Genomic DNA, 19,035 nt, shown 5'->3' with positions numbered 1-19,035 from the left:
CGTGGCGATGGTTTCGGCAGTAACGATATTGCAACAATACAATAATCGTAATGTAATAAAAGTTTTTGTGTAGGGTATAACCACCCGCCGCCGTCTTGCCCTCCGAACTGCAAATTCGTTTCGGGGGAAATCATGGTTCGAATGGGTCGTCTGCCTTATCTACTTCTCTGCACAGCCGCGCTGTCGGGCATTGTCGCGCCTGCCGCCGCCCAAGAATCGACTGCCCGCCCACGCCTGTTCAACTTTGACCAGCCGGCCCAGCCGATGGCCGATGCGCTGCTGGCCTATTCGCGCGTTACCGGTCTTCAGGTCGCGACTTCTCCCCAGATGACCCGCGATCTTCGCAGCGATGCGCTGGCGGGACGCATGACCGCGGAGGACGCGCTTCGTCGCCTGACCGCAGGCAGCCCGGTGCGGGCCCGGATTGTCGGGGATACGGTGACGATCGAGCGTCAGGCCGCCCTTGCCGACGCGTCGTTCGGGGAAGAACAGGACAGCGAGATCGTCGTCACCGGCTATCGCGAAAGCCTGGCCCGCGCCGAACAGATCAAGAAGGCCGCGACCGGATCGCAGGACGTGATCCTGGCACAGGACATCGCCGCCTTTCCCGACCAGAATCTGGCCGAGGCGCTGCAGCGCATTCCCGGCGTCACGATCAGCCGCGACAGCGGCGAAGGGCGGCAGATCTCGTTGCGCGGACTGGGTCCGGATTTCACTCGCACCCAGTTGAACGGCATGGAAGTGCTGACCAACACATCGTCGGGACTGGACAGCCGCAGCGCGATCAGCCGCACCCGCGCGTTCGATTACAGCATCTTCGCCTCCGAACTGTTCAATCAGGTAACGGTGGAAAAATCCTATGCCGCCGAACAGGATGAGGGCGGCATCGGCGGCACCATCGGCCTGCGGACGGCCAAGCCGTTCGATTACGCCGGTGCAACGGGCGTTGTCTCGGCAAAGGGGCAGATGAACCAGCATACCAAGACGCTGACCCCGCGCGTCGTCGGCCTGTTGTCCAATCGCTGGGGCGATGTCGGCGCGCTGGTCTCTGTCGCCTACAGCACCGCCGACACGATTGAGTTCGGCTATCGCAACTGGAACTGGTCGCAGATCAATTTTCGCGCCGCTAACGTCGGGCCGGATATCGCGCCTGACGTCCGCGACATGCTGGTCAACGCCAAGGGCGCTGACCGGGTGTGGAACAGCCGTGCCCAGACCTATGCCTCATGGTTCAACCGGCGCGAACGACTGGGCGTCACCGGCGCCTTTCAATATCATCCCGACGACCGCACCGACCTGACGCTGGACGTTCTGTATGGCCGGCTGAGCAACGACCGCGTGACCGACGTGCTTGGCGCGGCGGGGACCAATAACGTGTCGGCCAATGACATTACCGGTACCCAGCGCCTGACCGCCGTGACCATCGACCGTTTCAACAGCATCACCAGCGCTTCCTTCACCGGTGTCGACATGCGGACCGAGGTGCGCGACACGCGCGACACCACCGACTTCTGGCAAGTGGCACTGAACGCCCGCCGCGACCTGACCGACAATCTGCGCGCGGAATTGCTGTTCGGCTGGTCGAAATCGACCTTTAACTCGGCCTATGATCAGGTGTTTCTGGAATCGGTCGGGCAAAGCTACAGCTTTTCCGGGCTGGATACCGATACGCCGCGCAACACCTATGGCTTCGACGTGACCGATCCGTCGAACTGGGACCTGTTCTCGGCACAATCGAACGCCGACCGCATCGTCAGCGAATTCTATAACGCAAAGGCCCAGCTTGCGTGGGAACTGGGTGAGGGTTCGACGCTGAAAGCCGGCGGCACGTACAAGGAATTTTCGAACGAAGCGTGGCAGCGCCGGCTTCAGACCAATTATGACGGCAAGCCCGGCCTGCCCGACGTGCCCAGCCGCGTGCTGCCCTATGCCAGCATCGCGCCGTACATCGTCGCCGACATCGCGGGCAGCCTGGACGTGCTGGGTCTGGGCGCACCCCTGACCGCTGCCAACACGATCGTCGGATCGGATTTCGCGCTGGTTGAGGAAAGCCTGGGCGCCTTTGTCCAATATGACCTGAACACGACGCTGGGCGCGATCGGGGTGCGGGCCAATCTGGGCGTGCGCTACTATAACACCACACTGGACTCGTCCGGTTCGGCGCTGGTCGGCACCGCGCTGACGCCGGTGCGGATCATCAACAACTATGACGGGTTCCTGCCTGCAGCCAATCTGGCGCTGGACCTGACGCCGTCGCTGGTGCTGCGCGTCAGCGGCAACCGCAATCTCAGCCGCCCGGCCTTGAGCGACATGCGCGCGGCGGCGACGATCAACGTCGCAAATTTCGGCGGTACGATCAGCGCGGGTAATCCCAACCTGGCGCCGTTCGTTGCGGATTCGGTGGAAGGGTCGCTGGAATATTATGACGGCAAGCGCGGTTCGGTGGCGATCGGCGTGTTCTACAAGAACATGAAGTCGTTCATCACCACCGAAACGACTCCGGTGCCGTACAGCAGCACGGGGTTTCCCACTTCGCTGCTGCTGCCGGGGCAGGACCCGTCGATCATCTATAACTATACCCGCCCGGTGAACGGCGAAGGCGCCCAGATCAAGGGGATCGAAATCGCAGCCAAGCGCGACTTCGACTTCCTGCCCGCGCCGTTCGACCGGCTGGGCGCGGTCGGCAATGTGACGCTGGCGGATGGCGATACGGACGTGGTCTATTCGGGGCAGTCGATCACGCTGCCGCTGATCGACCTCTCCAAGTTTTCGTCCAACGCCACACTGTATTACGAAACGCCCATTTGGGGCATTCGCGGCTCCGTCGCGACGCGCCACCATTATCGGCGGGGCAGCGGCGGCAACGGCAATGTGGGCGAATATTTCAAGGCGACGACCAATTTCGACGCATCCGCCTATGTCAATGTGACACCTGCCCTCAAGCTGACGGTGGAAGCCATCAACATCAGCGACCAGCCGATCGTGCAATATGCCGACCGGGATGCAAAGCGGATGATGACCAACACCGTCAGCGGTCGCACCATATTGTTCGGCGCCACCTTCCGCTTCTGATCAAATGATCGCGCCGGGGCCATGGCACGCCATGCCATGATCCCGGCCGCGGCGGAGGGGATGTCCCAGGAGAGCGACTCTGGCCCCACAGCATCGCTCGATCCGCCCCGCCCAAAGCCCGTAGGCAACGGGGCGGGTCGTTCGTGCATTGACCTGTCATGACTGATGACCGTCAAAAGGGACGCGCCATTCCGCGCGGTCGGCTTTCGCGACTGGGCGCTTTCGGGCGGCTGGCGGGCGGGGTTGCTGGAAACGTCGTGGGTGAAGGCGCGCGCCGCCTTGCTGCCGGGCAGCGTCCGCGCCTCAGCGACCTGATGCTGACGCCCGCCAATGCTGGCCGCGTGGCGGACGAACTGGCGGGGCTGCGCGGCGCCGCGATGAAGCTGGGCCAGATGGTGTCGATGGATGCGGGCGACGTGCTGCCCCCCGAATTGACGGCAATCCTGGCCCGGCTGCGCGATCAGGCGCACCATATGCCGCCGCGTCAGCTGGATCAGGTGCTGGTGCGCGAATGGGGCAAGGACTGGCGCGGTCGCTTCACCCATTTTCAGGCGCATCCGATCGCCGCCGCCTCGATCGGACAGGTTCACCGCGCCGAGCTGCCCGACGGTCGCGTGCTGGCAATCAAGGTTCAATATCCCGGCGTCGCGGACAGCATCGGCTCCGATGTCGATAACGTCGCTACCCTGTTGCGTCTGTCGGGACTGTTGCCGCGGGACCTCCCCATCGCCGACCTGCTGGCAGAGGCAAAGGCGCAGTTGCACGAAGAAGCTGACTACCACCGGGAAGCGGCGATGCTCGCCCGTTTTCGCGCACTGGTCGGCCATGATCCGGGCTTTGTCGTGCCCGCCCCCGAGCCCGATCTCAGCACCGGTCACATCCTCGCGATGGAATATGTCGACGGTCGCCCGATCGACGCGCTGGAGGCAGAGCCGCAGGATGTCCGGGACGCCGTCATCGAACGACTGATCGCGTTGGTCCTGCGCGAACTGTTCGACTGGCGCCTGATGCAGACCGACCCCAACTTCGCCAATTATCGCTGGCGGGCGAATGACGGGCGGCTGGTGTTGCTCGACTTCGGCGCCGCGCGGCCCGTCGCTGAGGATACCGCGCGTGGCTATCACCGGCTGCTGATGGCGGGGCTGGACGGCGACGCGGCGCGGGTGCGACAGGCTGCGATCGATGTCGGCTTTATCGGCCGCACCGCCGCCGACCGGCATGGCAGCGCCATCGACGCGATGATTGCGATCATCCTCGACAATCTGGGTCGCGAAGGGCCGTTCGACTTTGGCGACCGATCCTTTGTCGGCACCGTTCGCGAACAGGGCATGGCGATTGCCGCCGACCGTGCATCCTGGCACCTGCCGCCCGCCGACACGCTGTTCGCCCAGCGCAAGATCAGCGGCACCGCCCTGCTCGCCGCCCGGATGAAGGCGCGCGTCAACGTCCGCGCACTGGTGGAGCGCTATCGCGACTGGTCCGGCTCGTAATCCGTCGGGCTGCCCCGGCCACACGACGGTGCGCTCCCGGAACAAAAACGCTCGGCCGTTTGTTGCACTTTCAGGACACAGGTCGGAGTAGCGGAGATGCAGAGCGATACATTGCCCTTCACAGCCGGTACCCCCGGCTATCGTCTGGCTTATCATTTGGGTGAGGATAATCATTGCCCCGGCTGCGACCGTTCGCACTGGCTGGTCGGGCGTATGACGGCTGAATGTGCCTATTGCGGCACGGCATTACCGATCGGCGTGGGGCGCACCGCTGGCGGCGGGCTTTTTCGGTCACAGGGAAAGCCGGGCGTACCGCTTGCGGCCTGAACGGGCTTGTTGACGCGCCCGCCCCCGCGCTAGGGGCGCGGGCATGACCGGCGCACCCCTCAGGCTGTACAATTCGCTTTCCCGCGCGATCGAGGATTTCCACCCGATCGACCCCGATCAGGTCCGCATCTACACCTGCGGTCCGACGGTCTATAATTACCAGCATATCGGCAATATGCGCGCCTTCCTGTTCGCGGACACGCTGGGCCGGGTCATGCGGTGGAAGGGTTACGGCCTGCGCCACATCATCAACATCACCGATGTCGGTCATTTGACCAGCGACGCCGATGCGGGTGACGACAAGATGGAAAAGGCCGCACGCGCGCAGCAGAAATCGATCTGGGACATCGCGGCCCATTATACCGACGCTTTCAAGCTCGACGTGCAGCGGCTGAACATCACGCCCCCCGCCAAATGGACCGTCGCCACCGATTATGTCGGCGCGATGATCGAGTTTGCCGAAGGGATCGCGGACAAGCATTGCTACCGGCTCGACAGCGGCCTGTATTTCGATGTGTCGACTGTGCCCGACTACGGCCGCCTCGCCCGCGCCACGACCGAAGCGGGTGAAAGCCGCCTCGACCCCGTGGACGGCAAGCGCAATCAACAGGATTTCGCCATCTGGCGCACCTCCCCACCGGGTGAGCAGCGCCAGATGGAATGGGATTCGCCCTGGGGTCGCGGGGCGCCCGGCTGGCACCTGGAATGCTCTGTGATGAGTCTGGCGGAGCTTGGCCATCCGTTCGACATTCACACCGGTGGCATCGACCACCGTGAAATCCACCATCCGAACGAGATCGCGCAGAATCAGGCGAAGTGCGGTTGCGACGCCGCCGATCCGGGCTTCACCGGCGCGCGCATCTGGATGCACAATAACTTCCTGGTCGATCGCGGCGGCAAGATGTCGAAATCGACGGGCGAGTTCCTGCGCCTGCAAACGCTGATCGATCGCGGCATCCACCCGCTGTCCTATCGCCTGATGTGCCTGTCGGCGCATTATCGCAGCGAGCTTGAGTTCACCTGGGACAATGTGATCGCCGCCCAGACCCGGCTTAAGCGGCTGGTGCAGACGGTCGAGAAACTGCGCGCGTCTCCCGACAAGCCCTCACGCGGCACCGTCGAGGGTTATCGGGAGCGGTTCGACGCGGCAGTGTCGGACGATCTGAATACGCCCCGCGCGCTGCCGGTGTTGGACGAATTGCTGGCCGACAAGAGCCTGTCGCCTGCCGACCGGCTGGCGGCAGCAGCGGATTTTGATGCGGTGCTGGGCCTCAACCTTGCCAGCGTCACCCGCGCCGATCTACGCACCCGGCCCGCCGATGCGACCATCGACGCCGATACGATCGAAGCGCGGCTTGCGGAGCGGCGACAGGCGCGCGCCGACAAGGATTTCGCCCGTTCCGACGCGCTGCGTGACGAACTCGCCGCGCAGGGCGTCGAGGTGATGGACGGCGACCCGCTGGGCTGGGACTGGAAGCTTTAGCTCTCCGGATATTTGACGGAGCAGCCATAGGGGCGGCTTTCGGCCACCGACACCGGCTTGCCCGCCTTCATCTCCGCCAGCGCTGCCGTCACATGATTGCGCGCACCGGCAATGTCGGCGACGCTGGCGGTCGGCTTGTCGTCGATCCCGCCCTGATAAACCAGCGCGCCCTTGGCATCGACGATGAACAGGTGCGGCGTGGTCTTTGCGCCATAACCCTTGCCGACGACGCCACGCGGGTCGAGCAGGTAATCGGTCGCCTTTGACGCATCCCTGGCGAATTGCGCCTTCGCCTCAGCCGGGGACATATGCCCCTGCTTGCCCGGTGCGCCGGAATTGATCGTTAGCCACACCGCGCCGTCGCGCACCGCCGCCGCTTGGGTGCGCTGCATATTGCCGCTGTTGTAATGCTTTTGCACGAACGGGCAGCCGGGGTTGTGCCATTCCAGCACCACCGTCTTGCCGCGATAGTCGGACAGCTGGACATTGCGGCCGTTCATGTCGGTCAGGCGGAAATCGCCTGCCGGGGCGCCGGTCGTCTGCTGCGCGGCGGCGGGCAGCGCCAGCGCCGCGACCGCCAGTCCCAGGATCATCGCCTTCATCGTCGCTCTCCCATTCAAGCGCCGGTCTGGCTCACCGGCAATTCGGTCAGCATCGAAGGGGTCAGTATCTGCGGCAACACGCGCGGCGCCGCCGCACCCGGAGCATACCACAAATACAGCGGCACACCCGCGCGATTATGTTGTTCGATGAACCGGCCCAGTGCCGGGTCGCCATCGGTCCAGTCGCCGACCAGCACCTGCACGCCACCCTTTTCGAACGCATCGGACACGGCCTGCGTGTCGAGCACTGCCTTTTCATTGACCTTGCACGTCACGCACCAGTCGGCGGTGAAATAGGCGAGGACCGGGCGGTTTTCCTGTCGCAAGCGCGCCAGCGTCGCCTCGCTGAACGGCTGCGCGCCCAGCACCGCCCCGCTTTGTGACGGCGCAGCAGCATCGCCGCGACCGACCAGCGCCAGCGACCCCAGCGCCAGCACCGCGCCCAGCAGGCCCGGCACGAACGCGCCCGCCCGGCCCCGGCCCTGCCGCCGACCCGTCCACCACAGCGCCAGCGCGAAGATCAACGCCGCGCCCAGCCCCAGAGTCATGCCGTCAACACCCGCCTGCCGCCCCAACACCCAAGCCAGCGCCAGCGCGGTCAGGAACATCGGCACCGACAGGATATGGCGCAGCGTCGCCATCCACGGCCCCGGCTTCGGCAACCGCTGCCGGATTGCGGGCACGAACCCGATCAGCAGGAAGGGCAAGGCCAGCCCCAGCCCCAATCCGACAAACACCAGCATCGCCGCCGCCGCTGGCAGCACCAGCGCCGCGCCCAGCGCCGCGCCCATGAACGGTCCGGTGCACGGCGTCGCGACGAACGCCGCCAGCGCACCGGTCAGAAATGCGCCGCCCTTGCCCTCAGCCGCCATCCGGTTGACCGCGCCCGGCGCCGACAATTCGAACAGCCCCGCCAGATTGAGCGCGATGCCCGTCACCAGCAACAGCAGCACCAGGATGACGCGCGGGTCCTGCAACTGAAACGCCCAGCCAACAGTCGCCCCGCCCGCCCTCAGCGCCAGCAGCACCGCGCCCAGCAAAACGCAGACCAGCACAACCCCCGCGGTATAGGCCAACGCCTCTCCCCGCGCGCCCTTCGCCTCGCCCCCGGCCCGCGCCAGGCTCAGCGCCTTCAGGCTCAGGATCGGAAACACGCACGGCATCACGTTCAACAGCAATCCGCCCAGCACCGCGCCCGCGAACGCCACCAGCGCCGTCGCCCAGTCGAACGACGCATCGCCACCGCTTGCCGCCGGAACCGCGCCCGGCACCGCCCGCACCGAAAAGCCGCGCCCATCGGCAAAGGCCAGCACGCCCTCCACCTCGCCCGGCACCGTGCCGCCTGTCTGCGCCTCGATCACCAGCCGGTCGCCCGCGCGCGCAACCGACTGTTCGGCGGAATAGGCAATGGCGCCGTCGGTCAGCGGATAGAAATAGGCGCCCTCGATCCCCTGATCGGCGGGCCACGGCACCCCGATCCGCATCCGCTCACCCGCTGCCGCAAAGCTCGCCGTGCTGCCCAACGGACGCGGCATCGCGCGGCGCCATTCGTCGAACTGCGCGCGCCGCGCCGCCGTGATGCTGCCGTCACCGACCATAAGCACCGTCGACATTTCGGCGCTTTCCGGCACGCAGATCTCGTCGGTGCAGACCAGATAATCGGCCTTTACCGATATCGGCAGACGCGTTCCCGGCGCCAGACCGCCGGGCACGGTAAGCCGCACGAACTGGGCATAGGGTCCTTCATAAACATAATTCATCAGGCCGCCGATCAGCAGCCGGTGCGGCACCGGATATTGCAGCGGCCCCGCCTGCACCCCGTCCGGCAACGTCCAGTCCAGCGTCGTCTCGATCCCCGCATCGCCCGGGTTTTTCCAATATCCGTGCCACCCCGGCTCAGGCCGGGAAACCAGCGCCAGCGTCACCTTGCCGCCAGCGGCGGGCGTGTCGCTTTCGGCGACCAGCGACATGGTGATGTGGCGGGGTTGCGGGGCCAGCTGCGCGAAAACCGGGCCAGCAAAGCCAAGCAGGATGAGCGAAAGGATCAAGCGGACCATGCCGCGTTCCTAACCCAGCGGACAACCGTGCGCCATGCCGGCCCAAGGCATATACAATGGCCGCCCCGCGTGATGCGAAGGGCGGCCCAGGGTGACACCGCGCAAAAGGGGGCGGGCGCGATGTCTGCCGACGCGACCAGTTACGCGGCCGCGCTGGTCCGGATGTTTCCGTTCAGACCCGCAGGAAAGAAGCCGCCCTGCGAAGTTGCCTGTGCGTTCAGGTAGACGATGTTCAGCACCTGACCCGGCGTCCGGCTATAGGCGATGCCGCTCGAATCGGTCGGCACGATGTTCGACACCGCCGTCGCGCCGCTCCCGGTCGGGCGGATACCCTGGTCCAGGTCGCTCGACCCGTCCAGCGAATCGCGCGCATTGGAAATGGCCTCGGTGGCGTCGATCAGCGCCGGGGTCTCCAGCCCCTTTCGATACAGGACGGTGCGGATCAGACCGGCGTGATAGGCCTCCGCCGCATGGATGCCGGCTGCCGCTTCGAGGAAGGTCTTGTTGTTGATAAACGAAACCGCACCCTTGTACGCGGTGACGCCGACATCCTCGAAAATGAACGCTGCCAGCAGGAAATTCTCATCGGTGGCATAGGGGTCGAACGTCGCCCCGGCCCCGATCAGCCCGGCTGCCCGCGCGGCGCTTGAAAAGGCGCCGGTTGCCGTGGTCCCGATGTCGATCGACGGCATCGCCACCCGCGCCGTGCCCAATGCGTTGCGCAGGAACAGCACATGCTGCCGCTCATCCTCGGCAATCTCGCGGGCATAGGCGGCGACCAGCGGGCCGGTGAAGTTCACGCGCCGTCCGCCCGTCACGGTTCCTTGAGTGCCGGTTCCCGTCATCTGATCGGCCGCCAGCCCGCTGCCGGTCGCGGCGAACAGGTAAAATTGCGCTTCCAGATATTCGAGCTGAAGCGCGAAGTTCAGCACATCCGCCTCGGTCGGCGCGCCGGGCGTGGGCGTCGGCGTTGGCGTCGGGCTGGGCGTCGGCACCGGACGAACCGTGATGTCGCCGCCGTCGTCACCGTCGCACGCTGCCAGCAGGCTGGCGCCCGCGACCGCGACGGTCGTGGTGCCCGCCATCTTCAGCATCGCGCGGCGCGTTTCCCGGCGGGCGTCACCGCGCGCCAGAATGTCGAGGATCAGGTCCTGATTACGCATGATAGCCTCCCCTTCCTCAATTTGCCGCGCTGGTGCGGATGTTGCCGTTGACGCCGTTGGGGAAGAACCCACCCCGGTCGGTCGACATGCGGTTGAGATAAGCGATGTTCAGCGTCTGACCGGCCGATCGGCTGAACGCGATGCCGTTGGCGTCCAGCGGCGCGATGTTCGACACGGTGCCGTCGCCGGTGCCCGATGCGCGCACGCCCTGATCCAGGTCATCCGTCCCATCAAGGCTGTCGCGCGCGTCCGAAATCGCCTCTGTCGCATCGATCAGCGCGGGCGTTTCCAGCCCCTTGGCATACAGCGTCGTGCGAACGATGGCTGCGTGATAGGCCTCAACCGCCAGAATGCCCGCCGCTGCTTCCAGAAAGGTCTTGGACGTGATCAGCGGCGCGGCGCCCTTATAGGCGGTCACACCCAGATCCTCGAAGATGAAGGCCGCCAGCAGGAAACTTTCATCATTGGCATAGGGATCGAACGTCTCCCCAGCGCCAATCAGCCCCGCCGCACGCGCCGCCGCCGAAAAGGCGCTGTTGGGGCCGACACCGATGTCGATGGCCGGCTGTGCGACGAACGTGGTGCCCAACGCCGTCCGCAGAAACTCGACATGCGCGCGCTCATCGGCTGCGATTTCGCGGGCATAGGCCGCCACCGCCGGATCGGTAAAGGCGACCTGTCGCCCGCCCGAAACCGCGCCCGCCGTCCCGCTGCCACCCGTCAGGCTGGCAGGCAGGCCCTCGCCCGTCGCGGCATACAGATAGAATTGCGCCTCAAGATATTCGAGGTTCAGGGCGAAGTTCAGAATGTCGCCATCGCTTGGCGCCGTCTGGGCAATGACAGGCGCGGTCCGGGTGACTGCCACTGCGCCGCCGGCCACGACCGCCGCAGCGCCCATTGCGCGGAAAAAGCCCCGCCGTCCGTCACGACGATGCGCGCGTTCGTCCAGCGCCTCGACCATATCGAGTCTCGCCTCCATGCCGACCTCCCATCCTGAATTATTGGTGTCGCAGCTACTCGCCGCTTCGTCGGTTGGTTGCGGGGTCGATCCGGATGGTACGCCAACGCACAGATTATTGGCGCGCGGCCCGGCACATCGCATCCTTTTGCGAATGGCCAGCGAAGCTTCACTGGGATCAACTTGCGCGCGAGAGCCTATGCTTCGCAGAAACGACATGCCCTTCGATGGAAGGGTTCAGACCGCCAACATGCTGCTCGCGGCGCTGCCGCGCGACGAGGTGGAGGCGCTGCTCGGCCATGCCGAGCGGTTTACCCTGACCAGCGGCGAATGGGCCAGCGACAGCGGCCGGGTGCCGATGTTGTGGATACCCGAAACCGCCGTGCTCTCCTTTGGAGAGACGCTTGGCGGTCGCTTCGTCGAATGCGGCATTGTCGGTCGAGAGGGCGTGGTCGGCTGGGAGCCGCTAACCGGCCTGACCCCGACGCGCCATCCGGTCGGTGTGCTGATCGGCGGCACCGCATTGGCCGTGCCCGCCGAACGGGTCGCTCCAATATGCGACGGGCGACCGCGCATCGCGGCGACGCTGCTACGCTATCGCGAAACGCTGGTGGCGCAGCTGCGCTCGACCGTCGCGTCCCGGCTTCAGTCGCGGCCCGACGCCCGCCTAGCACGCTGGCTGTGCATGTTGCACGACCGTGTGGAGGGCGACACGCTGGACATCACGCATTTGCGTCTGGCCGCATTCCTGAACGCGCGGCGCGCTAGCGTGACCGACTGTCTGCATTTGCTTGAGGGCGAGCGCGTGGTGCGATGCACGCGCGGCAAGATTTTCGTGCGCGACCGCGCCGCGCTGGAGCTTGCCGCCGGACCAGCCTATGGCCAGACCGAAGAGGTACACCGCACGCTGATCGGCAGCTTCGGCAAGGGCCGCAACTGAAGCCGTTACAGCCGCGTGATGCGCGCCGTGCCCAGGATGTCGCCGCTCGGCGCCTGATGCGGTGCGCCCTCGCGCGGCTCCAGCGTCAGCGCCAGCGTCGCGCCGTCGGTCAGCAACCCGTCACGCGGCCCGGTCAGCGCCACACGGCTCTCCCCTTCGCGCGCGATCAGGCCCAGTGAGACCGGCGCGCCGCCCGCTGGGATGACCCACAATTCCGGCTCGCCCTCGCCCGCCGGGATCGCCGTTGCGCGAACCCGCAATTCGCCGCCTGCGTCCAGCCGGATCGCCAGCATCGACGCGCCTTCGCCGTCGTTCAGCTGCGCCACCAATGTTTCGGCCGGGGCCTGGATGACCTCAGGCGCCGGTGCCTCGACGATGCGCGGCTCCGGAGCCGGTTGCGGTTCGGGCCGGGTGATCAGCACCAGCGCCAATGCAGCGGCGACCGTCCCGAACAGGCCCGTCGCCACCTTCCACGGCAACGCGCTGGCTGGCACGTCGTCATTGGCCGCGACCGCCGGCAGACGCGCCTCGATCCGCGACCACAACGCGGGATCGGGCGCGACTTCGGCGATCTCGTCGTAAAGCGGGGCCAGCCGCCCCTCCCACGCAATCACCGCCGCGTCGAACGCGGGGTCACGCTCACGCAACGCCTCTGCCTGCGCGCGTTCGTCGGCGGGCAGCAGGCCCAGCACCAGTTCGGCGGCCAGCAGGTCGGGGCCCTCGGCCACGGGGGGTTCACTCGCCATCGAGGCACCGCCGCAACCGTTCCAGCCCGCGCCGGATCCAGCTTTTCATCGTGCCCAGCGGCACCGTCGCCCGCTCAGCCAGTTCGGCATAGGTGAAGCCGTCGAAAAATGCCGAACGGATGAACTGGCGTTGATGCTCTTCCAGTTCACCCATGCACGTCGCAAGCTGCATCCGTTCGTCGTGATCGCGTATCATTTCATCGGCAGCTACGTCGTCGGCGGTCATCTGGATCAAGCTGTCCGGCTCTTCCTGCCGCCGTTCGCGCGACCGGCGCATGTCGATGGCGCTGTTGCGCGCAATGGTCGCCATCCAGGTGATCGGGCTGGCACGGTCGCGGTCGAAACTGGCCGCGCGCTTCCAGATCTTCAGATAGACTTCCTGAAGCACGTCCTCTGCCGCCTCACGGTCGTGCAGCACCCGCAGCACGACGCCGAACAGCTTGGCCGACGTTCGATCATAAACGCGGGCAAGCGCCGCGCGGTCGCCACCGCCGACCAGCGCCAGATCGTCGCTCAACCGCCCGCGTGCCGCATCTGCCCCCGTCATGCCATCTCCCGCGCCGTTGCGACGGTGTTAACCCGCCGCAACGACGAAGGAAAGAGCATCGCGCCGGATCAGGCGACCAGTGCGCCGTGGCAATGCTTGTACTTGCGCCCCGACCCGCACGGGCAGGTGGCATTGCGACTGACGCGCCCTTCCCAGCTGGCCGGATCGTCGCCCAGCGCCTCACCACCGGGTTGCGGAATCTGGAACGGCGGGATCACGCCGGCCGACCCGTCCTGATCATAGCTGTCGTCCTCGCCGGTCAGCGGGTCGAAATGGTGCGTCAGGAAATCGGGCAGTTCGGGCAGCGGCGGCGGGGCCTGCATCTGGAACTGGGCATAGGCAAAGGTGCGGGTCACGTCGTCGCGGATGCTAGCCAGCATCCGTTCGAACAGGCCGAACGCTTCCTGCTTATACTCGTTGATCGGCGTCTTCTGCGCATAGGCGCGCAGGTGGATGACCTGACGCAGCGCGTCGAGCATCGCCAGATGCTCTTTCCAGTGGTGATCCAGATTTTGAAGCAGGATCGACTTTTCGATCCCGACCCAGGTTTCGGGATCCAGATCCTTGGCCTTGTCCGCGATCAGCTGATCGGCGGCCTCGCGGATGCGGGTTTCGATATCCTCCGCTTCCAGCCCGTCCTGCTCGGCGATCCATTGATCGACCGGCGCGTCGACGTTCAGCATCTCGGCAACGCGTGCCTTCAGCCCCTCGACATCCCATTGTTCGGGATAGCTGTTGGGCGGCACGGCCTCGCCGACCAGCGCGTTGACCGTTTCCGCGCGCATATCGGCCACGACATCGCCCACCGCTTCTGCATCCATGATGTCGGCGCGCTGTTCATAGATGACCTTGCGCTGATCGTTCATGACGTTGTCATATTCGACCACCTGCTTGCGGATGTCGTAGTTGCGCGCCTCGACCTTCTTTTGCGCGGTTTCGATCGCCTTGGTCAGCCACTTGCTGCCGATCGCCTCGCCATCCGCGATGTTGGAGCGCATCATCTTGGCGAACATCGTGTCCGGGCCGAAAATACGCAGCAGATCGTCGTCGAGGCTGAGGTAGAAACGGCTGAGGCCCGGATCGCCCTGACGCCCCGAACGGCCGCGCAGCTGGTTGTCGATACGGCGGCTTTCGTGCCGCTCGGTGCCCAGCACGAACAGACCACCGGCGGCCAGCACCTGCTGACGCTCGGCCTCGATCTCCTCACGGATACGGGCAATGCCGGCTTCGCGCTCCGGCCCTTCGGGCACGCCGGCCAGTTCGTCGGCGACGCGGAATTCCAGATTGCCGCCCAGTTTGATGTCGGTACCGCGACCGGCCATGTTGGTGGCGATGGTGACCGCGCCCAGACGGCCCGCCTGCGCCACGATATGCGCTTCCATCTCGTGATAGCGCGCGTTCAGCACCTTGTGCGGCACGCCTTCCTTTTCGAGATATTCGCTCAGCAGTTCCGACTTCTCGATCGAAACCGTGCCGACCAGCACCGGCTGGCCCTTTTCGGCCTTTTCCTTGATGCCTTGCGCGATCGCGATGAACTTGTCCTGCAACGTCTTGTAGAACTGGTCCTCCTCATCCACGCGCTGCACCGGCACGTTGGTGGGGATCGACACGACGTTCATCTTGTAGATGTCGTAGAATTCGGCCGCTTCGGTCGCCGCGGTGCCGGTCATGCCCGACAGCTTGGGATACATGCGGAAATAATTCTGGAAGGTGATCGAGGCGAGCGTCTGATTCTCCGGCTCGATCGTCACGCCTTCCTTGGCTTCCACCGCCTGGTGCAAGCCATCGGACCAGCGGCGCCCGTCCATCATGCGGCCGGTAAACTCGTCGATGATGACGACCTTGCCTTCCTTCACGATGTAATCGATGTCGCGCTTGAACATCGCATTGGCGCGCAGCGACTGGTTCAGGTGGTGGACCACCTGCGTATTTTCGAAATCATACAGGTTTGCACCTTGCAGCAGCCCGGCAGCCTCAAGCAGCCGCTCGGCCTTTTCGGTGCCGTCCTCGGTCAGGACGATCGACTTCTGCTTTTCGTCCTTCTCGTAATCGTCGGGCGACAGCTGCTTCACGATGGCGTCGACGCCCAGATACAGGTCGGACTTGTCGTCGGTCGGACCGGAAATGATCAGCGGCGTCCGCGCTTCGTCGATCAGGATCGAGTCGACCTCGTCGACGATCGCGAACGAAAACGGGCGCTGTACCATCGACGCGCGCTCATATTTCATGTTGTCGCGCAGGTAATCGAAGCCGAACTCGTTGTTCGTGCCATAGGTGATGTCGGCGGCATAAGCGTCGCGGCGCTCATGATCGGCAACATTCGGCACGATTACCCCAGTGGTCAGACCCAGGAAACCGTACAGCCGCCCCATCTCCTCCGCGTCGCGGCGCGCGAGGTAATCGTTGACGGTGATGACATGGACGCCGTCGCCGGTCAGCGCGTTGAGATAGGTGGCCAGCGTCGCCACCAGCGTCTTGCCCTCACCGGTCCGCATTTCGGCGATTTCGCCGCGATGCAGAACGATACCGCCAACCATCTGAACGTCGAAATGGCGCATGCCCAGCACGCGCCGCGACGCTTCACGCACGGTCGCAAATGCTTCGGGCAGCAGATTGTCGAGCTTTTCGCCATTGGCCAGCCGCTCGCGAAAGCGCACCGTCTGCTGCTTCAGCTCGTCGTCGCTCAGCGCCTGGATCGTCGGTTCAAAGCCGTTGATCTTGGCAACGATACCGCCCAGCGATTTGACATAGCGGTCGTTGGAGGAGCCGAAAAAGGTCTTGGCAAGGCCGCCGAACATGGGAAATCCTGTCTATGCAATGGCCCCCGACGGCTGCGATGCGCGCACGGACGGAAGCGTAACGAATGGAGAAATGCGGATCGGATGCGCGGGTTCCCCCGCTGCCAATCCAGCTATTCGCGACGGCGCGCGGGCATCCGGTCCAGCGGCGTCGCCACCAGCGACAGCGCGGTGCCGTTCAGTTCGCGCGGTGCCACCGGCGCGGGCCGGAACGTCGCAACGATCCGCGACGCCTCGATCGTGGATGCGGCAACCTGCCGTGCGACCGCGATTGCCGCCGACACCGCCGGCCGACTGGCACGCGCATCCTCCACACCGCCAAGCGAAAGCCCGGTCAGCGCGGCAAGCAGTGCGTAAAGGATCGGCAACAGGTTCACGCGACCCATCTATGCGGCCCGGCGCCGAACGTCCACCGCATAGCGTGTCAGTTCAGCGGAACGATGATCTCGTCGGGATGCGCGACGTTCAGTTCGCGGCGCACCAGTTCGTCGACCATGTCGGGATTGGCCCCACGCTTGGGGTCCAGCAGCGCAACCTGGTTGCGAAGCGCGGCGCGCTTCTTGTCCAGCCGGGCATATTCCGCCTCCCGGATGGCATGGGTGCGCGTATATTCACGATAACGAAGCACGCCATTCGGCCCCATCACCGCATAATAACCGAAAAAGCCCATGAAAATGATCGCAAGCGCCGGGATGCCGGCGCTTTGCAGCATGGGGGTCAGACGGTTTTTAGGCGGCGTTCGCATCGATTGGCAATATCGACGCGAACACCGCCGCAATCAAGCGCGAAATCAGGCGTTTCGCAGCACATCCCGACCGGCATAGCGCGCCACGTCGCCCAGCTCTTCCTCGATACGGATCAGCTGGTTGTACTTGGCCAACCGGTCCGAACGCGCCAGGCTGCCGGTCTTGATCTGACCACAGTTGGTGGCGACCGCCAGATCGGCGATCGTCGCGTCCTCGGTCTCGCCCGAACGGTGCGACATGACGGCGGTATAGCCTGCGCGCTGGGCCATGCTGACCGCCTCGAGCGTTTCCGAAAGCGTGCCGACCTGGTTGACCTTGACCAGCAGCGAGTTGGCCAGCCCGCGCTTGATCCCGTCGGACAGGCGTGCCGGGTTGGTCACGAACAGGTCGTCGCCGACAATCTGCACCCGCTTGCCCAACAGGTCGGTCAGCGCCTTCCAGCCTTCGAAATCATCCTCGCTCATGCCGTCTTCGATCGACATGATGGGGTAACGGTCGCACAACTCGCCCAGATACGCGGCCATTTCAGTCGGCGACAGAACGCGGCCCTCGCCGTCCAGGTGATAGGCGCCGTCCTTGAAGAATTCGGTCGCGGCACAGTCCAGCGCCAGCATCACGTCTTCGCCCGGCTTGTACCCGGCCTTTTCGATCGACTGCATGATGAAGTCGAGCGCGTCGGGCGCGCTGGCAAGATTGGGGGCAAAGCCGCCCTCATCCCCGACCGAGGTGTTCAGCCCCTTGTCCGACAGCGCCTTCTTCAGCGTGTGAAAAATCTCCGCACCGCAACGCACCGCCTCGCTCAGGCTTTCGGCGCCCACGGGCATGATCATGAATTCCTGGAAATCGATCGGGTTGTCGGCATGGGCGCCGCCGTTCACGATGTTCATCATCGGCACCGGCAGCGTCAGCGCGCCGACCCCGCCGACATAGCGATACAGCGGCAGGCCGCGCGCATCCGCCGCCGCCTTGGCCACGGCCAGGCTGACGCCGAGAATGGCGTTGGCGCCGATGCGACCCTTGTTGGCGGTGCCATCCAGTTCGATCATCGCCTGATCGACATCGACCTGATCCTCGGCGTCCATGCCCAGCACCGCTTCGGCGATTTCGCTGTTCACGGCCTCAACCGCTTCGGTCACGCCCTTGCCCATCCAGCGGGACTTGTCCCCGTCGCGGCGTTCCACGGCTTCATGCGCGCCGGTCGAAGCGCCCGACGGCACTGCCGCCCGGCCAAAGCTGCCATCTTCAAGCAGCACATCGACCTCAACGGTCGGGTTCCCCCGGCTGTCGAGGATCTGGCGGGCGTGAAGGTCGATGATTGCGGTCACGTAACGGTCTCCCTAATCTGGGTGCGCGCGGATCGGCGCCGCCCTTAAAGGCTTCGCTGCGCTCGCGCAAACCGCGGATCGCGAACTATTCTATGGAACCCGCGCCGCGCGCTGCGGTTGTTCGGCAAACCACGGAGGGATTTCAAATGGCTGACCAGAACAACACCGGCACGACCACGCCGATGCCCCAGACCAGTTTCGAACCGGCCGCGCCGCTGGGCGGCGATACGGGCACGGTAAACTTCGAACCCGCGTCCTCGCCCGGGTCGACCTCGACCGACACGTCGCGTTCGACCAAGGACACGATCAAGGCCGAAGCGGGCAAGATCGGCACCCAGGCCGCCGACAAGGCGCGCGCCTTTGCTGGCGACGGCAAGGCCAAGGCAACCGGCGCGATCAACGACCTCGCCCGGATGATGGAAGATGCCGCCGGACAGGTCGACGAGAAGCTCGGCTCGCAATATGGCGATTATGCGCGTTCGGCGGCCCAGTCGCTGGGCGGCTTCGCTTCGCAGATCGACCAGAAGGACATCGACGAACTGCTTGAGGACGTTCGCGGTTTCGTTCGCAAAAGCCCCGCCATCGCCATCGGCACCGCCGCCGCGCTCGGCTTCGTGATTGCACGCGTGGTCAAGGCCGGTGTCGAGCCGACTGACGACACCGCGACGACCGGTGGCTCCACCGTTTCGACCGCCCGCCCCCCTGCGGCAACCGGCGGTGCGACGACCGTTGGTGGCACCACCACGACGATGACGACCTGATCGCCGTGGAACAACAGGGG

The 19,035-nt window shown here is 65.3% G+C and carries 16 protein-coding genes; 6 read left to right on the top strand and 10 right to left on the bottom strand.

Features of this window, described 5'->3' with window-relative positions:
- Positions 1-141 precede the first annotated feature (141 nt).
- The 4 genes from ACAX61_RS10365 to cysS all read left to right on the top strand — a co-directional run bounded on the left by ACAX61_RS10365 (position 142) and on the right by cysS (position 6,372).
- Entirely contained in the window at positions 142-3,072 is a 2,931-nt protein-coding gene (locus tag ACAX61_RS10365) for a TonB-dependent receptor (RefSeq protein ID WP_370714676.1), read from the top strand.
- A 158-nt stretch (positions 3,073-3,230) separates the two neighbouring features.
- Positions 3,231-4,562, top strand: coding sequence for an ABC1 kinase family protein (locus ACAX61_RS10360; RefSeq protein WP_370714675.1), 1,332 nt, complete (start codon positions 3,231-3,233; stop codon positions 4,560-4,562).
- Between the two features lie 96 nt (positions 4,563-4,658).
- Positions 4,659-4,889 carry a hypothetical protein gene (locus tag ACAX61_RS10355; protein ID WP_370714674.1) on the top strand — a complete coding sequence of 77 codons (231 nt, stop codon included), beginning with the start codon at positions 4,659-4,661 and terminating at the stop codon, positions 4,887-4,889.
- Positions 4,890-4,932: 43 nt separating this feature from the next.
- The gene (gene cysS / locus ACAX61_RS10350; protein ID WP_370714673.1) at positions 4,933-6,372 is read left to right on the top strand and encodes a cysteine--tRNA ligase; all 1,440 of its coding nucleotides are present in this window, start codon (positions 4,933-4,935) and stop codon (positions 6,370-6,372) included.
- Here cysS and ACAX61_RS10345 read toward each other — a convergent pair.
- The 4 genes from ACAX61_RS10345 to ACAX61_RS10330 form a co-directional block, all read right to left on the bottom strand.
- The gene (locus ACAX61_RS10345) at positions 6,369-6,974 is read right to left on the bottom strand and encodes a redoxin domain-containing protein (RefSeq protein ID WP_370714672.1); all 606 of its coding nucleotides are present in this window, start codon (positions 6,972-6,974) and stop codon (positions 6,369-6,371) included. The two genes, cysS and ACAX61_RS10345, sit on opposite strands and share 4 nt — an antisense overlap.
- Before the next feature lie 14 nt (positions 6,975-6,988).
- Entirely contained in the window at positions 6,989-9,031 is a 2,043-nt protein-coding gene (locus tag ACAX61_RS10340; protein ID WP_370714671.1) for a protein-disulfide reductase DsbD family protein, read from the bottom strand.
- 140 nt (positions 9,032-9,171) lie between these two features.
- Complete coding sequence (locus tag ACAX61_RS10335; RefSeq protein ID WP_370714670.1) at positions 9,172-10,194, bottom strand: ferritin-like domain-containing protein; 1,023 nt, start codon at positions 10,192-10,194, stop codon at positions 9,172-9,174.
- A 16-nt stretch (positions 10,195-10,210) separates the two neighbouring features.
- Positions 10,211-11,173 carry a ferritin-like domain-containing protein gene (locus ACAX61_RS10330; RefSeq protein WP_370714669.1) on the bottom strand — a complete coding sequence of 321 codons (963 nt, stop codon included), beginning with the start codon at positions 11,171-11,173 and terminating at the stop codon, positions 10,211-10,213.
- A 178-nt stretch (positions 11,174-11,351) separates the two neighbouring features.
- Between ACAX61_RS10330 and ACAX61_RS10325 the strand changes: the two genes are divergently transcribed.
- Complete coding sequence (locus ACAX61_RS10325; RefSeq protein WP_370714668.1) at positions 11,352-12,092, top strand: Crp/Fnr family transcriptional regulator; 741 nt, start codon at positions 11,352-11,354, stop codon at positions 12,090-12,092.
- Between the two features lie 5 nt (positions 12,093-12,097).
- On the opposite strand, the gene ACAX61_RS10320 is transcribed toward ACAX61_RS10325, so the two are convergent.
- From ACAX61_RS10320 to eno, 6 genes are all read right to left on the bottom strand, one after another.
- Positions 12,098-12,838: an anti-sigma factor gene (locus tag ACAX61_RS10320; protein ID WP_370714667.1), complete on the bottom strand. Its 741-nt coding sequence runs from the start codon at positions 12,836-12,838 to the stop codon at positions 12,098-12,100.
- On the bottom strand, positions 12,828-13,385 hold the full coding sequence (locus ACAX61_RS10315; protein WP_370714666.1) for a sigma-70 family RNA polymerase sigma factor: 558 nt from the start codon (positions 13,383-13,385) through the stop codon (positions 12,828-12,830). The genes ACAX61_RS10320 and ACAX61_RS10315 overlap by 11 nt, the downstream gene beginning before the upstream one ends.
- Positions 13,386-13,453: 68 nt before the next feature.
- Positions 13,454-16,183 (bottom strand): preprotein translocase subunit SecA, encoded by a 2,730-nt coding sequence (secA, locus tag ACAX61_RS10310; protein ID WP_370714665.1) that lies wholly within the window; start codon positions 16,181-16,183, stop codon positions 13,454-13,456.
- Positions 16,184-16,296: 113 nt separating this feature from the next.
- A complete protein-coding gene (locus ACAX61_RS10305; RefSeq protein ID WP_370714664.1) occupies positions 16,297-16,569 on the bottom strand; it encodes a hypothetical protein in 273 nt (90 codons plus the stop codon).
- 38 nt (positions 16,570-16,607) lie between these two features.
- On the bottom strand, positions 16,608-16,895 hold the full coding sequence (locus tag ACAX61_RS10300; protein ID WP_370714663.1) for an FtsB family cell division protein: 288 nt from the start codon (positions 16,893-16,895) through the stop codon (positions 16,608-16,610).
- Positions 16,896-16,973: 78 nt separating this feature from the next.
- Complete coding sequence (eno, locus tag ACAX61_RS10295) at positions 16,974-18,254, bottom strand: phosphopyruvate hydratase (RefSeq protein WP_370714662.1); 1,281 nt, start codon at positions 18,252-18,254, stop codon at positions 16,974-16,976.
- Positions 18,255-18,400: 146 nt separating this feature from the next.
- Between eno and ACAX61_RS10290 the strand changes: the two genes are divergently transcribed.
- Positions 18,401-19,015 carry a hypothetical protein gene (locus tag ACAX61_RS10290; RefSeq protein ID WP_370714661.1) on the top strand — a complete coding sequence of 205 codons (615 nt, stop codon included), beginning with the start codon at positions 18,401-18,403 and terminating at the stop codon, positions 19,013-19,015.
- The last annotated feature ends 20 nt before the right edge of the window (positions 19,016-19,035 follow it).

It is taken from the genome of Sphingomonas sp. IW22 (assembly GCF_041321155.1).
Taxonomy (GTDB): Bacteria; Pseudomonadota; Alphaproteobacteria; order Sphingomonadales; family Sphingomonadaceae; genus Sphingomonas.
This window is presented reverse-complemented; position numbering and strand designations above follow the sequence as displayed.

What these genes read in the sequence shown, in the direction of transcription:
- ACAX61_RS10330 (WP_370714669.1), bottom strand. Translation starts at nt 11,173, where the DNA reads ATGGAGGCGAGACTCGATATGGTCGAGGCGCTGGACGAACGCGCGCAT.
- ACAX61_RS10305 (WP_370714664.1), bottom strand. Translation starts at nt 16,569, where the DNA reads ATGGGTCGCGTGAACCTGTTGCCGATCCTTTACGCACTGCTTGCCGCG.
- ACAX61_RS10335 (WP_370714670.1), bottom strand. Translation starts at nt 10,194, where the DNA reads ATGCGTAATCAGGACCTGATCCTCGACATTCTGGCGCGCGGTGACGCC.
- cysS (WP_370714673.1), top strand. Translation starts at nt 4,933, where the DNA reads ATGACCGGCGCACCCCTCAGGCTGTACAATTCGCTTTCCCGCGCGATC.
- ACAX61_RS10360 (WP_370714675.1), top strand. Translation starts at nt 3,231, where the DNA reads ATGACTGATGACCGTCAAAAGGGACGCGCCATTCCGCGCGGTCGGCTT.
- ACAX61_RS10290 (WP_370714661.1), top strand. Translation starts at nt 18,401, where the DNA reads ATGGCTGACCAGAACAACACCGGCACGACCACGCCGATGCCCCAGACC.
- ACAX61_RS10300 (WP_370714663.1), bottom strand. Translation starts at nt 16,895, where the DNA reads ATGCTGCAAAGCGCCGGCATCCCGGCGCTTGCGATCATTTTCATGGGC.
- ACAX61_RS10320 (WP_370714667.1), bottom strand. Translation starts at nt 12,838, where the DNA reads ATGGCGAGTGAACCCCCCGTGGCCGAGGGCCCCGACCTGCTGGCCGCC.
- ACAX61_RS10315 (WP_370714666.1), bottom strand. Translation starts at nt 13,385, where the DNA reads ATGACGGGGGCAGATGCGGCACGCGGGCGGTTGAGCGACGATCTGGCG.
- ACAX61_RS10345 (WP_370714672.1), bottom strand. Translation starts at nt 6,974, where the DNA reads ATGAAGGCGATGATCCTGGGACTGGCGGTCGCGGCGCTGGCGCTGCCC.
- ACAX61_RS10325 (WP_370714668.1), top strand. Translation starts at nt 11,352, where the DNA reads ATGCTTCGCAGAAACGACATGCCCTTCGATGGAAGGGTTCAGACCGCC.
- ACAX61_RS10365 (WP_370714676.1), top strand. Translation starts at nt 142, where the DNA reads ATGGGTCGTCTGCCTTATCTACTTCTCTGCACAGCCGCGCTGTCGGGC.
- ACAX61_RS10340 (WP_370714671.1), bottom strand. Translation starts at nt 9,031, where the DNA reads ATGGTCCGCTTGATCCTTTCGCTCATCCTGCTTGGCTTTGCTGGCCCG.
- ACAX61_RS10355 (WP_370714674.1), top strand. Translation starts at nt 4,659, where the DNA reads ATGCAGAGCGATACATTGCCCTTCACAGCCGGTACCCCCGGCTATCGT.
- secA (WP_370714665.1), bottom strand. Translation starts at nt 16,183, where the DNA reads ATGTTCGGCGGCCTTGCCAAGACCTTTTTCGGCTCCTCCAACGACCGC.